Consider the following 15491-nt stretch of genomic DNA (forward strand, 5'->3'; position numbering starts at 1 on the left):
AGTGCGCCGCTCGCGGCGCACGTGCCTCTACGATTTTCTGGATTGAACACTGCTGCCATGCATGACCAAATCGAAAACATCTATTCGCTCACACCACTGCAAAAAGGCCTGCTGTACCACGAGGCCTATGCGCCCGAGTCGCGGGTCTACTACCAGCAAATGAGCATCGGTCTGGCCGGTGAACTCGACCTCGATGCGTTCCGCCAAGCCTGGATTGCGCTGATGCAGCGCCACGCGGTGTTGCGCACGGCGTTTCTCTGGGAAGAACTGGACGACGCTTATCAGGTCGTCCTCAAGGAAGTCGATCTGCCGTTGCGCGAAGTCGACTTGCGCGGCAACCCGCAAGGGCTGGCGGCCCTGGTGGCGGAAGATCACGCACAAGCATTCGAACTGGGTGCCGCGCCGCTGATGCGCTTGACCCTGGCGCGTCTGGACGATGTCAACGGACAAGCGCAGTGGTCGCTGGTGTGGACGCACCATCACCTGTTGCTCGACGGCTGGAGCGTCGGTTCGCTGCTGGCGGACTGGCGCGATCTGTATCGCGCGGCTCGTCGCGGGCAAAACGCGGCATTGGAAGCGGTGCGACCGTTCCAGGATTACGTGGCCTACCTCAGCGAACGCCCATCCGCTGATGAGTTCTGGCGCAGTCGCCTGGCGGATTTCGCCAACACCACCCGCGTGCCCGAGTCGGACCCGCGTGGCCTGCTCGCCGCTAACGTGAACGCGCACCTGCCCTGCACCGAACACCAGCGCGTGCTGGATGCTGCAACGACTGCGCGCCTGAGTAGCTTCGCCCGTGACAACAACCTGACCGTCAACACCCTGCTGCAAGCGGCGTACGCTTATTTGCTGGGGCGCCATAACGGCAGCGACGAAGCCTTGATCGGTGTCACCGTCGCCGGGCGTCCACAGCGCCTGAGCGGTGTCGAGCGCATGGTCGGTCTGTTTATCAACACCTTGCCGCTGCGGGTGCGCTGGGACGAGGCGCTGACCGTTGGCCAATGGCTGGCGGGCATCCAGGACTGGAACGCCGAGATGCGCGAGCATGAACACACACCGCTCGCCAGTCTGCGGGCTTTGACCGCGCTGCCGCCCGGTGGTGAGTTATTCGAAGCGATCATGGTGTTCGAAAACTTCCCGTTCCCCCGGGAGCTGGATCAGATTGACGAGGGCCTCGTCGGGCTGCCGGATGCCGAACACACCGCGCCATTGCGCCACACCGGCGGGCGCAACAACTACCCGATGTCGCTGATCGCTTCGATGGAAAGCGACAGCTTGCACCTGCATTTGGTGCACCAGCGCAAACGCTTGTCCGATGCGGCCGGCACTCGCCTGATGGCGCAGTTGGTAACGCTGCTAGACGAGCTGAGCCGTGACGCCAACCGGCCACTGGCCGAAGTGCCGTTGTGCCCGATGCAGGAACTGAACCTGACTCGCACCTGGGGCAACGGCGCGACCCTTGCGGTGCCGGATGCTCCGCTGCATGAACTGATCGCCGCTCAGGCCCGCCGCCATCCCGAGCGTGAAGCCGTGCGCGACGCCCATGGCGCGTTGAGCTACGGCGAGCTGCTTGAAGCCTCGACCGGACTGGCCAACGCGTTGCGGCAGCGGGGCGTGCAACACGGTGACCGTGTCGCGCTGGCCCTGCCCCGTTGCAACGACGCAGTGATCTCGCTGCTGGCGGTAATGCAGGCGGGCGCTAGCTTCCTGCCGCTGGACCTGGGCCAACCGGCCTCGCGCCTGGGTGCGCTGATGGCCAGTGCCGATGTGGATTTCATCATTGGCACGCCGACCTTCGACACCGCCTCTGCGCAGGTGATCGAAGCCTCGGCCCGCGCCACCGGGATTGACCTGCCCGCAGTGGATCAACAGGCCTGTGCCTATGTGATCTACACCTCAGGCTCCACCGGGACGCCGAAAGGTGTGCGCCTGTCCCATCGCGCCATCGTCGCTTATGTCAGCGGCATTCTGGCCGAACTGGGTTGCGCCGAGGCTGAACAACCGTGGCGCCATGCGCTGCTATCGACCTTCGCGGCGGACCTCGGTTACACCCAGTTGTTCGGTGCGCTGGTCAGCGGTGGCAGCTTGCTGCTGGTGGACGACGACACCCGCGCCGACCCGAACGCCCTGGCCCAGTGCTTTGCCGACTTTACTCCGGACCTGGTCAAGCTCACGCCCAACCATCTGCACGGTCTGCTCGTCGCGCATCCTGACGTGCGCCTGCTACCGCGTTGCGCCTTGTTGCTCGGTGGCGAAGCGCTGCACGGCTCGCTGCTGGACACTGTCCGTGCACTGCGCCCGGAACTTGCGGTCTACAACCACTACGGCCCGACCGAAAGCGCCGTCGGCATTTGCCTGTCGCGCATCGACCAGCCATTGGTCGGCATACAACCGCTGGGCCATCCGCAACCAAATCGGCACCTGCGGGTACTCGACAGCCACGGCCACGCTATGCCAGTCGGTGTGGCGGGTGAATTGTGGGTCGGCGGCGAAGGCCTGGCCATCGACTATTTGGGTGATGCGGTGCAAACCGCCGCGCGCTTCACCGCCGTTGCCGATTTGCCCCGTGCCTACCGCACCGGCGACCGTGTGCGCTGGCTGGAATCCGGTGAACTGGCGTTCCTCGGGCGCGTCGACAACCAGGTCAAATTGCGCGGCTACCGCATTGAGCTGGGCGAAGTCGAAGCGCAAATCAAACGCCTGTCGAGCAATATCCAGCAAGTGCTGGTCCGTGTCGTGCAACCGGCCAACGAGACGCCGCGCCTGATTGCCTGGCTGGTGGCCAGCACCTCAATGTCGGCGGACAAACTGCGTTATGACCTGGCCCTGCGCGTACCGGATTACATGGTGCCGGCCGACTTCATCGCCCTGGACGCCATCCCGCTGAACGCTAACGGCAAACCGGACATCGCCCGCCTGCCATTGCCCGATGCACCGACCAGTCAGGACAATTACGAAGCCCCGCGTGACGCGGTGGAAATCGACTTCGCCGAGATCTGGCAGGATGTGTTGCGGGTCGAGCGCGTGGGGATTCACGACAACTTCTTCGCCCTGGGCGGCGATTCGATTCTCAACCTGCAAATCATCGCCCGCGCCCATCAGCGTGGCATGAAGCTGACGCCCAAGCAGTTGTTCGAAAACCGCACCATCGCTGAAATTTCTGCGGTGATCAGCCAAGGCGCGAACTACAGCCGCAACACCCGCAGTGTTGCACGCAATGTTCCGCTGACCGCGGGTCAACACGCCCGTCTCGAAGCCGGCCCGCTGGCGGCAGACTGGCGCTGCGTGGCGCTGAATACGCCGATCAGCCTCGAGGTGCTGAACCGCGCCGTGTTGGCTCTGCAACAGCAACACCGTGCACTGCAACTGGGCCTGACCCAACAGGCGGACGGCAGTTGGGCGCAAACCCTGCCGAGTACGCCAAAACCGGTCAGCGCCAGCCGTCAGCCGTTCGACACTGACAACCTGAACGCACTGGCCGAAAACGTCCTTGCCACACTGGATCACGCATCAGGTGAAGGCTGGCACGCGTGCCTGTCGGAACAGGGCGACGCGGTGCTGCTGGTCATCCATGCACTGCGCCTGGATGCTGCATCCTGGGCGTTGTTGATGACGGACCTGGCACTGGCCGTGGCTCAAGCGCAATACGATCGTGCAATCGAATTGCCGCGTCACGGCGGCAATCTCGATGAATGGGCCGAGCATCAGAAAAACTACGCCAGCGATGAAGACGGGCTGGAATCGGCCTGGGAATACTGGCTGCAATACGCCGGAGAAACCCTGCCGTCCGTTCCACAACCGGATGACCTGACCACTGACAGCCGCGTACAGATTTCGGCGCCACTCAGCGCTCGTCTGAACCTGCTGCAACGCCGCAGCCACGCGCCTTGGGCATCGCTGGTGGCCACCGCTGTCGCGGCAGAACTGGCGCAGCAAAGTGCCGAACAAGACGTCTGGCTGAGCCTGGATCGCGGTCGCTGCGAGCGGGCACGTCTGCCGCTCAGCAGTGCCCTGAGCCGTACCGACTTTAACCCGGCCACGGTGATCGGCGCGCTGAGCCACGCGGTTCCGCTGCGTCTGAACGTGACACCCGGCGCCAACGCCGCGCAATTGCTTGCACAGGTCGACGCGCAACTGGCTGCCGCCCCGCACACCGGTGACGAATATGGCGTGCTGCGTTACCTGGCCGATAACGACTACTTGCGCGAACCGCTGCTGAGCCTGCCGCAGCCAACCGTGCATATTGTCATGGCTGGCGAATGGCTGGCCCATGAAGGGCCGTTGGGCGAGGTCATCGCCGCCAGCGCGCCAATCGATGGCGCCGGGCTGACCCTATCCGTCAGCCTGCAACACGGTCAACTGCAAATCGATTGCCGTGGCCCAGGCGCAGAACACTGGGCCAAGGCGCTGGAGCAGCGTCTGGCCCTGCTGGCTACCGACGCCGAGCAAGCCATCCCGGGTGCCCACGCGTTCCCGTTGTGCCGCGCCGCCGGTCACGACCTCACAGCCCTCGGTGCAAACTTCGACTGGGCCGGCATCGACGACTTGCTGCCCCTGTCGCCGATGCAGGAAGGCATGTTGCTGCACACCCTGCTACGTCCCAACAGCGGCATCTACCTGATGCAGCAACGTTATCGCTGGGACGGCGAACTGGACCGCAGCGCCATCGAATTCGCCTGGGCGCAGCAACTGGCCCGGCACCCGATGCTGCGCACCGGTTTCTGGTGGCAGGACGGCAAGGCAGCGCTGCAATGTGTCTACCACGACACCGACCCGGCCTTCGCCTGGTACGACTGGCGGCACCTCGACGAAGCGAGCCGCCAGCGTCAACTGGACGCCGTGCTGGACGCCGAATGTCGGCAGGGTTTCGACATGCGTCGCCCGCCGCTGACCTTCCTTCGGGTGTTCCAGGTGGCCGATCAGGAATTCCTGATCGTGCGCAGCTTCCACCACATCCTGACCGATGCCTGGTGCTTTGGCCTGTTGATGGCCGATCTGTTCGCCCATTACCAGGCCCGCGTACTCGGCCAGCCTGTGGCGCGCCCGTTGCTGCCGTCGTTCAGCAATTACATACATTGGCTGCAATGTCAGGACACGTCCATCACCGAACAATTCTGGACCCGCGAACTGGCTGGTTTCAGCGCGCCGACGCCGTTGGTGGTGGATCGTCCGGCCGTGACCGAGCAGGCGGTCGAAGCGGTGGCCAACCTTGACGCGACCCTGTCGATTGCCGACACCCGCGCCTTGACAGCGTTGTGCCAACAGCACCAGCTCACGCCCAACACCTGGATTCAGGGCGCCTGGGCCTTGCTGTTGTCCCGCTATAGCGGCAGCGATGACGTGCTGTTCGGCGTTACGGTGTCGGGACGTCCGACCGATTTGCCGGGCGTGGAAGACATCGTTGGGTTGTTCATTAACAGCCTGCCGCTGCGGGTCAAGGTTGACGACTCGCAGACCGTGGTGCCGTGGCTACAAGCGTTGTTCGCGCACAACTACGAGCTACGCGCCTACGAACATGCACCGCTGGTGGACATTCAGCGCTGGAGTGAAATCGAGCACGGTCTCTCGCTGTTCGACAGCCTGGTGGTGTTTGAAAACGCACCGTTCGACGCTGGTCTGTCGGACCGTCGGGTCGACTTCAACGTCGACATCTACGAAGACCGCGTGCACACCAATTACCCAATGACCGTGGTGCTCTACCCTGGTGATCGTCTGGGCATTCGCCTGACTTACGACGCCGCACGTTTCGATACCGACACCGTACAGCGCATGCTCGGCCATTTGCGTCAGTTGCTCACGCAAATGGTTGCCCAGCCTGACGCGCCACTGGCCTCACTGTCGTTGTTGACGCCGGACGAGCGCCAGACCGTGCTGGTGGACTGGAACCGCAGCGAAATCGACTTCCCGCTGGATCAAACCTACCCCGAACTGTTCGCCCGACAAGTGGCGGAGCATCCGCAGCGCACTGCTGCCGTGTGTGGTGCCAACAGCTTGAGCTACGCCGAGCTGGATCAGCGCTCGAACCGCCTGGCTCGTGCGCTGATCGAAACCGGTGCAGGTCGCGACACGCTGGTGGCGCTGGCCGCTGAACGCGGGCTGCCATTGCTGAGCATGATGATCGCCGTGCTCAAGGCTGGCGCGGCCTACCTGCCGCTGGACATCAAGCATCCGCCTCAGCGTCTGAGCGAAATTCTCGAACTGTCCGGGGCGACGATTCTGTTGACTAGTGACAGTGCCGACTCGGTCATCGACCCGGCACTGGCCGCGAGCACCGCGACCCCGCGCCGCCTGCGCACCGAAGCCCTATGGCTGGCGGGCGATGCAACGCCACTGAACGTCACCGGCAGCCCTGATGATCTGGCCTACGTGATCTTCACCTCGGGCTCCACCGGCACGCCTAAAGGTGCAATGGTCGAGCAACGGGGCATGCTCAACAACATCTTCGGCAAGGTGCCGACCCTGGGCCTGTCGAGCGCGGACCGGATTGCACAGACCGCCTCCCCGGCATTCGACATTTCGGTCTGGCAGTTCCTAGCCGCACCAATCCTCGGTGCCACCGTGCACATCCTGCCTGACGTGATTGCCCACGACCCCGAGCGGCTGCTAGAGGCGCTGGAAAACGAACAACTGTCGGTACTCGAAGCCGTGCCGACAATGATCCGCGCCCTGCTTGACCTCGCTCGCACCGATACGCAACTGTCGGCACTGCGCTGGTTACTGCCGACAGGCGAAGCCCTGCCACCGGCGCTGGCCCAGGCCTGGTTGAGCCGCTTTGCCCATGTGCCGTTGATGAATGCCTATGGCCCGGCGGAGTGCTCGGACGACGTGGCGTTCCACCCGCTAACCAGCGTGCCGAGCGAAGGCGGCAACGCCATGCCGATTGGCCGGCCGACCGCCAATAACCATCTGTACCTGCTGGACGCAGCACTGCGTCCGGTGCCGGTGGGCGTACCGGGGGAAATCTGCGTCGGTGGCGTCGGCGTCGGTCGTGGTTACCTGAACGATCCGGAGAAAACCCAGGCTGCGTTCGTCGCACATCCATTCGAACCCGGCGCGCGCTTCTACCGCACCGGTGACCTGGGACGCTGGCGTGCTGACGGAGTGATCGAGTTCCTCGGTCGCCGTGATCAGCAGGTGAAAATCCGCGGTCACCGCATCGAACTGGGGGAAATCGAAGATCATCTGGGACGTCATCCCACCGTGCAAGCCGTGGCCGTGATCGTCAACGCCGACCAACGTGGCGACTTGCAACTGGTCGCCTACTGGACCGGCGATGACACGCCGGTGGCGGTGCTGCGCGAATGGCTGAGCCAACGCTTGCCGTCGTACATGGTGCCGGCGCATTGGCAACAACTGGACGCGCTGCCGCAGAACACCAACGGCAAGGTCGACCGTAAAGGGTTGACTGCACGTGCGCTGGACAGCAACGACCTGAGCGAGCAACGGCCGCTGCGCAGCGGCACCGAACAGCAACTGGGCGCGATATGGGCGCAGATTCTCAATGAGACGGCGATCGGTGCCGACGACAATTTCTTCGCCCTCGGCGGACACTCGTTGCTGGCGACGCTGGTTGTCTCGCGGATTCGCAGCCAACTCGCGGTGGACCTGCCACTGCGAGCAGTCTTTGATCACCCGGTTCTGGAAAATCTGGCCCGCGCCATCGACAGGGCCCGTTTGCAGTCCGCGCCTTTCACCCTGCCCGCGATCATCGCGACAGACCGTTCGCAACCGCTGCCGTTGTCGTTTGCTCAACAGCGGCTGTGGTTCCTTGAGCAGCTGAACCCTGGCTCCAGCGGTTTCAACATTCCGTTCGCCTTGACCTTGACCGGGGCGCTGAATGTCGAAGCCTTGCGCATGGCGTTCGAACAATTAATCGCCCGCCATGAAGTATTGCGCAGCACCGTGCACAGCGATCACGGTGAACCCTGGCAGCGGATTGAAGCGGCGCAGGCGTTTGCCTTGCCGGTCACCGAACTGCAAGCGGTCTCGGCGCTGGAACAGGAGCCGGCCATCCAGGCGCAATTGGCCGAGGTCTTCGGCCAACCGTTCGACCTGACGCAGGCGCCATTGATTCGCGCGCGGTTGCTGAAACTGGACGCGCAGACTCATGTGTTGGCCATTGCCATGCACCACATTGCGGTGGACGCCTGGTCCATTGCGCAACTGGTAGATCAACTGGCCACGGACTACATCGGTTTCGGCACCACGGCTGCCCGGATCGAAACCCCGGCCCTGCAATACGCCGACTTCGCCGTGTGGCAACGCACGCACCTGCCGGGCCCGGTCTGGCAGCAACAACTGGCCTACTGGCGCCAGCAGTTGCGAGCCAGCCCGGCGCCGCTGTTGTTGCCGGGCGCTCAAACTCGCGATCACGGCAAGTGCGCGCGTCATCGCCGTCGCTTGCCCGCGTCATTGGCTCAGGCCATCGGCGAGTTGGCCACGGCTCGCGAGGCTTCGCCGTTCATGGTGTTGCACAGCGCGCTGAACGTGTTGCTGCATCAGCAGACCGGACGCGAAGACCTGCTGGTCGGCACCGATATCGCCAACCGTCATCAGCAACAGACCGAAGACATGGTCGGCTTCTTCGTCAACCAGTTGGTGCTGCGTTGCCGCGTCGCGCCGCAGCAGACTTTCGACCAGTTGCTGAGCGACGCCCGCCGCGTGGCGCTGGATGCCTTTGCCCATCAGGATTTTCCGTTCGACGCCTTGGTGGCCGACCTGCTGCCACAGCGGGATGCGCGTTACACGCCGTTCTTCCAGGTCAAACTGGTGGTGCAGAACACCCGTCAGCAGGACCTCCATTTGCCGGGTCTTGCGATCAGCGAGCGGGAACTTGAGCCGCAAGCGTCGGACGTGGACCTGCTGATCAACGTCGTGGATGACGGCGAAGGTCTGCTGGTGGTGTACGACTACGACACCGGGCGTTACGCCAGTGCCTACATCGAACTCTTCGACAACCTGTTTGTTTGCCTGCTGGAGCAACTCGTGTTGAACGCTGACACCAGCGTCGCCCAGTTGCTGCTGCCACTCAATCAACTTCAACAGACCCGCCGCGAGCTGGCTCAAGCTGCGCTGCGTGAAGCCGGCAGCGCGCGTCAAAGCACTCTAGGCCAGGCTCGTCGCCGCAGTGTTGTGAAGGATGCCGAACAATGATGGTCATCGGCCAATCGACGCTCATGTCCCACTTTTTTGTACAGGTCTCAGCATGACTCAGACTCACGAAGACACGCCAGTCGAAGGCTTCGAGCTGTCGCCACAACAGTCGCACCTGTGGCGCCTGCAACAAAACCGTCTGGCGACCGCCCAGCGGGCCACGCTGCGCATTCGCAGCGAACAACCGCTGGACAGCGCACGGCTGAAAAGCAGTTTGCTGGCCTTGATGCAACGCCACGAGATCCTGCGTACCCGTTATCAACAACTGCCGGGGCTGTCGTTGCCGATGCAGGTGATCGACGATTCAACCGCTGATTGGCAGACGTCGGGCATAGAACTGCAAGTGGACGCCCGGTCGGCAACGTTGCACCTGCCGGCCTTGCATCTGGACAGCACCAGCCTGGGCTACCTCGGCGAAGAATGGGCGCTGGGCTATTTGCAAGCAGCGCCTCAAGAACCGCCGCTGCAATACGCCGACTATTCGGCGTGGCGCCTGGAGTCGGTGGACGACCAGGGCCGACAGTTCTGGGATGAGCAGTTCAATGCGATGGTTACCGACGTGCCTTTACCATGGCAGCGCCAGAATCCGGCCACCGGAATTGTCGAAATGGCGCGGATGCAACTGTCGTTCGACGACTCCACCCTGCAACGCCTCGATCAGCAAGCGGCCAGACTCGGCGTCAGCACCGGCACGATCGTGCTCGCCGCCTGGGTCACCTTGTGGCAACGCTACTGCGAAGCCGAACGCCTAACGCTGGCCTACGAAAACCAGACGCGTCCGGACGTGTTGGGTGATGCCCTCGGCCTGTTCTCCGAGCCGTTACCATTGACGCTCGACACCGCGCCTGAGCTGTCGTTTGCCGCGTTATGCCAGCAACTGACCGAGCGCGTTGGCCTGCTCAACGATGCCCGGGACAGCTACCCGAGCCACTTGAGCAATGTGCCATCATTGTCCGGCGTGGGTTATCGCGAACTCGCGGTCGTACCGCACAGTGCGCTGAACGATGCCGTTTGGCAGATCGAACAGGCTGACAGTGTCAGCGCCGGCTGTGCGTTACTGTTGCAGTATCAGCCGCGCTCGGTCAGTGGCTTGTCGCTGCATTTTGACGCTGCGCTCTACACCTCTGCACATGTCGAACTCCTCGCCGAGCAGTTGCTGTGCGTGATCGAACACAGTTTGCGTGAACCGGCCGCCAGCCTGAGCCTACTGGTAACCTGCAGCACCGCCGAGCAACTAAGAGTGACGGGGGCATTGGCCACTTCGCCGACGTTGAGCCTGGCGCAAGAACAGCTCTATGCCGCCACTTTCGCCCTGCCTAATCTGGCCGCCTGTTTTGCACAGGGCTCGACTAGCAGCTCCCAGCGCCCGGCGGTCACCGGTCCGAGCGGCACCTTGAGCCATACCGAGCTGGATCAACGGATCACGGCCCTCACTCAGCAGTTGCTTGCCCTGGGCCTTGAACCCGGTGCGCGGATCGCGCACTTCCTGCCGCGCGACATCGATGCAGTGGTGGCGCTGGTCGCCATATTGCGCGCCGGCGCCTGCTACGTCCCGATCGATCCGGCCTATCCCACCGAGCGCATCGAACATATTCTGCGCGACAGCCAGGCACGGCGGGTGCTGACCCATCACGCTCGCGTGCAAGACCTGCCGGCGGACTGGCAACCGAGCGCGATGGCGATTGATCAAGCAATGCCGGTGGTGCCGTTACGGGAGGAGCCGACCGTCTCGCGAGACCAGCCGGCCTACCTGATTTACACCTCGGGCAGTACCGGTCAGCCCAAAGGCGTGGTCATCAGCCATGCCAACGCCCTGCATTCGCTGGCGGCGCGGCTGGCGGGGTATCCGCAGCCGGTGCAACGCTTTCTGCTGCTGTCGTCGTTCGCCTTCGACAGTTCCATCGCCGGGCTGTTCTGGAGCCTGGCCCAGGGCGGTTGCCTGCACCTGGCCAGCGAAACCGAACAGAAAGATCCGTTGCAACTGGCCCGATTGATCAGTAGTCACGGTGTGTCGCACCTGCTGGCCCTGCCTTCGTTGTACGCCTTGATCCTGGACGAGTTGGGCGATGTCCCGAGTCCGTTGAATACCGCGATTGTCGCGGGTGAAAGCTGCCCGCCAGCGCTGATCGACAACCACTATCGCCGTCAACCCGACGCGCAGTTGTACAACGAATACGGTCCGACTGAGGCTTCGGTCTGGAGCACCGTCGCCCTCTGCCGGTCCAATCAGCACCAGGGGTCCGTACCCATCGGCCGCGCAATTGCCCACACTCAGGTGTACTTGCTCGACAGCAACGGCGCCCCCGTGGCCCGAGGATTCAAAGGTGAAATCCACATTGCCGGGCCGGGCCTGTCCGAAGGTTATTTGGGCCTGCCGCAGATGACCGCCGAGAAATTCATCCAGGTCAGTCATCCATCACTCGAAGGCCAACGTCTGTATCGCACCGGCGATTTCGCCTGCCAGGACCTCGACGGACAATTACTGTTCCTCGGGCGCACCGACTCACAGATCAAACTGCGGGGTTACCGTATCGAGTTGGGCGAAATTGAAACCGTGCTGTGCAACGTCAGCGGCGCCAAACGTTCGGTGGTCTTGTTGGACACCACCCAGACCGAACCGAGTTTGCGTGCGTTCATCGAATCGGCTACTCAACTTCAGGCCAGTGCCGTGCGCGACTCCCTCGAGGCGCTGTTACCGGCGCACATGATTCCCGCCGACATCCAGTGGCTGGCGCAACTGCCGCGCACTGCCAACGGCAAGGTCGACCATCGGGCCTTGCTGGCCCGCGCGCCAAATCGCAGTCTCGCGGTTTACGCATCGCCCGAAGGGCATATCGAGCAGGTGCTCGCGGCGGTATGGCAAGAGTTGCTGGAGACCGAAGTGATCGGACGTCACGACGACTTTTTCGCCCTGGGCGGCCATTCGCTGCTGGTGGTGCGTATGACCGCCAGGTTGCGTGCCTCGCTCGGCATTGAAGTGCCGGTCAGCGTGATTTTCCAGCACCCTACGCTGATCGGCCTTGCCGAGCAGATTACCCGTCCCCTCGATCATGCGGCGGTCATTGCCTTGCAGGCCGGAGAAAACGGGTATCCACCGTTGTTCTGCCTGCACCAGCCTGCAGGTGGGGTTCACCATTACATGCCGATGGTCGCCGGGTTGCCGAAGGAGCTGCCGGTGTACGGCGTCCCACTGCCCGAGGCGCTGCGCAGTCAGGACCTCGTTGCATTGGCCCGCGAATACTTGCCGCAGATCCGCCAGATTCAGGCTCAGGGTCCGTATCGCTTGGCCGGTTGGTCGATGGGCGGCTTGCTCGCGCTGGAGCTGACCCGGCAGCTGGAGGCGCAAGGGCAAACAGTCGAATGGCTGGGGTTGTTCGACAGCACGTTCCACGCTGAGGATGAAACGCTGGCGTGGGATGCGCTGCAGACCATCGTTCAGCAAGAATTGAGCAGCGACAGTCGCCAACGACTCACCGCGCAATGTCTGGCGGAGCTGCGCACGGAGACTGCCGAACTGGGTCGCGTGGAGCAATTGCGTTTCGCCCTGCTGGAATGGGCGAGCGCCAACGGGCTAGGGCTCAATGCACCGCTGGCTTATGTCGAGCAGACCTTGAATGTGATGGCCGACGCCCGTCGTTGGGTCAGCGGCTATTCGGTGCCCGTCGTGCAGGCCACCCTGCAACTCTGGTGGGCCGAGCAGACGCTTGTCGAGTACCCGACGCTGCCGGCGCAATGGGACGCGATCAGTCAGCGGACCTGTCATTATCAGGTCGCCGCCGATCACGACACGATCCTAGGGCAGTCCGCCTTCCATGAACAACTCAACAAGTCGCTGGCCATGGCCTCGACGGAAACCGTCGCATGAACCTGATTCTCTATCTCTACCGCCAATCGGCACGCCTGCTGGCTCTGGCCTCGATCACCGGCGCACTGGGCGGTCTGGCCAGTGCGGGGCTGGTGATTCTGATCAACCGTGGGTTGGCCAACCCACAGCAACTGCCGGAACTGGCCCTGGGGTTTTTCGGACTGTGTATCGGCATGCTGCTGAGCAAACTCTGTTCGGAACTGTCGCTGCTGCACTTGACCCAAAGCGCGATTTTCCAGATGCGTATCGACTTGTCGCGCAAGCTGCTCGCCACCCCGCTCAAACGCTTGCAAGGCATGGGCAAACACCGTTTGCTGGTGATCCTGACCGAAGACGTGCACACGTTTACCGCGGCGTTCGAATGGGTGCCGCTGCTGTTCGTCAACGCCGTGGTGACTTTGGCGTGCTTCGCTTATCTGGCCTGGCTGTCGTGGTCGTTGCTGGCGATTCTGGCGTTGTTTTTACTAGTCGGCCTGGTGGCGTTTCACCTCGCCGAACGTGGGCCGCTGAGCCATCTGGAACGAGTGCGCCAGCAAAAGGACGTGCTGTATCAGCACTTTCGCAGTCTGATCGAAGGCAGCAAGGAACTGCAGTTGAACAACGCCCGCGGCGAAGCGTTTGTCGAACGAGTCATTCGTCCGGGTGCCGACGAGTTTCGCGTGCGTTTCCTGCGCGGTATGGCCGGGTATTCGGTGGTGGCCAACCTCGGCACGCTGTTGTTTTACCTCAACCTCGGCGTGCTGCTGTTCATCGTGCCGTTCTGGCTACCGCAACCGATTACGGTGCTGACCAGTTTCACCGTGACCTTGCTGTACCTGGTACGGCCGATCTCCGACCTGATGATCGCCCTGCCCTCGCTGCGTCAAGCCAGCATCGCCCTGAACCGCATTCGCCAACTGGACGCGGAGCTGAGCACCGAAGCCCAGATAGCTGGGCCGCTCGGCAATGTGTTCGCCAGTGAAGGCCCGATGCGCCTGTTGCTCAACGGCGTGTGCCACCGCTATCCCGGCGAGCACGAGGATCATCCCTTCATGCTCGGCCCGGTGGACCTGACGTTGGAACAGGGTGAACTGGTGTTTGTGGTGGGTGGCAATGGCAGTGGCAAGACCACACTGTCCATGCTGATGCTCGGGCTGTACGCACCGGAAACCGGTTGCGTGGTGCTCAACGGTGTGGAAGTGGACGACGACAACCGCGAGCAATACCGTCAGCACTTTGCAGCGGTGTTCGCTGACTTCCACCTGTTCGAACATTTGTTGGGCGACGACGGACCGGACGCCGAATATCGCACCGCCGAAGCGACGCGTTATGTGAAAGCATTGGGGTTAGGACACAAAGTCAGCATTGTCGACGACCGTTTTTCCACCGTGGAACTGTCCACAGGTCAACGCAAGCGGCTGGCGCTGGTGTCGGCGTATCTGGATGACAAGCCGTTTTATTTGTTCGATGAATGGGCCGCCGACCAGGATCCGACCTTCAAGCGGGTGTTCTACATGGAGCTGTTGCCGGAACTAAAAGCCCGGGGCAAAACCGTGATCGTGATCACCCACGATGACGCTTACTTCCAGCAGGCCGACCGGGTGCTGAAAGTAGAGAACGGCCGTCTCACCCAGGTGGAAGCGCACGCGGCTTATGCCTGATGAGGCGCTGTGATGTCAGCGCCCGGCACTAGCGGACAGTTGTCGCAGTACGGGCGCGCATCACCTAATTGATGGTGCAGGCAGCACACCTTGCGCATCAGTAATGGCACGCCGCTCGGACCGGGGGCCAGTTGCAGGAAGCCGTACAGCGGATTGCGAGTGCCATCGGCCCAGTGCCGCTCCCGGAACAGATGGTCACGCCATTGTGGTGCGTGCGGCATCTGGAAGTAATCGAGCGCGACATCGATGGCGGCCGCCACGTTGTTCCATAGCAAGCGCTGGGCCACCCGCCCGGCGCTGGCCAGTGCCTGCACCAGAGGCGCCATGTCTTCGGTCAACAGGTGTTGCGCGAAGGCCAGCGGATTGTTCAATGGCTGCACCTCACCGGTAGCAAACACATGAGCCACGGGCATTCCGTTTTCCAGCGCCACATGGGGATCATGCACGATACAACGCAGATGCTGCGCAGCGGCAGCCAGCGGTAAGGCCAGCGTCACGCAGATCAAGTCCATCGACCATTGCGACACCAGTGCAGCCCGAGGCGCAGCGGGATAGTAGTGAGCGTAAAGGCTCAACAGGTCAGTGCAGGTTTGCGGGTCGCGAAACTCAATCAACCCACGGCCTTCGACGTGGCTGCTCAGCCGGCAGGTGCTGCGTAGAAAGGCACCATCGAAACGAAACAACTGATCGAGCAGGGTTTCGTCGAGCATTCGGGTGGTGGTTTGAAGAGACGTCATGAGGCTTCGTAACTGAGTTTGAGAACTGTTAACCTACCACGTTTTTTGAATTCCGAAGACTCAACGCGGCGGGTCAACCCCCGAGTTTGCCAGGCA

At 62.7% G+C, this 15491-nt stretch carries 4 protein-coding genes; 3 read left to right on the forward strand and 1 reads right to left on the reverse strand.

Annotated elements, in window-relative coordinates; all coding sequences use genetic code 11:
- Positions 1-57: 57 nt before the first annotated feature.
- From FQ187_RS10875 to FQ187_RS10885, 3 genes are read left to right on the forward strand one after another with little or no spacing between them, the layout of a single operon-like run.
- Positions 58-9153, forward strand: coding sequence for a non-ribosomal peptide synthetase (locus FQ187_RS10875; protein WP_149629457.1), 9096 nt, complete (start codon positions 58-60; stop codon positions 9151-9153).
- A gap of 52 nt (positions 9154-9205) precedes the next feature.
- Entirely contained in the window at positions 9206-13018 is a 3813-nt protein-coding gene (locus tag FQ187_RS10880; RefSeq protein WP_149629458.1) for an amino acid adenylation domain-containing protein, read from the forward strand.
- Positions 13015-14658, forward strand: coding sequence for a cyclic peptide export ABC transporter (locus tag FQ187_RS10885; protein ID WP_149629459.1), 1644 nt, complete (start codon positions 13015-13017; stop codon positions 14656-14658). The genes FQ187_RS10880 and FQ187_RS10885 overlap by 4 nt, the downstream gene beginning before the upstream one ends.
- Here FQ187_RS10885 and fhuF read toward each other — a convergent pair.
- The gene (gene fhuF / locus FQ187_RS10890; protein ID WP_256667294.1) at positions 14649-15395 is read right to left on the reverse strand and encodes a siderophore-iron reductase FhuF; all 747 of its coding nucleotides are present in this window, start codon (positions 15393-15395) and stop codon (positions 14649-14651) included. The genes FQ187_RS10885 and fhuF overlap by 10 nt on opposite strands.
- Between the last annotated feature and the right edge of the window lie 96 nt (positions 15396-15491).

The organism is Pseudomonas sp. ANT_J28 (genome assembly GCF_008370005.1).
Lineage (GTDB): Bacteria > Pseudomonadota > Gammaproteobacteria > Pseudomonadales > Pseudomonadaceae > Aquipseudomonas > Aquipseudomonas frigoris.

Coding starts and splice junctions, on each gene's coding strand:
- fhuF (WP_256667294.1), bottom strand. CDS start 15,395: ATGACGTCTCTTCAAACCACCACCCGAATGCTCGACGAAACCCTGCTC.
- FQ187_RS10885 (WP_149629459.1), top strand. CDS start 13,015: ATGAACCTGATTCTCTATCTCTACCGCCAATCGGCACGCCTGCTGGCT.
- FQ187_RS10880 (WP_149629458.1), top strand. CDS start 9,206: ATGACTCAGACTCACGAAGACACGCCAGTCGAAGGCTTCGAGCTGTCG.
- FQ187_RS10875 (WP_149629457.1), top strand. CDS start 58: ATGCATGACCAAATCGAAAACATCTATTCGCTCACACCACTGCAAAAA.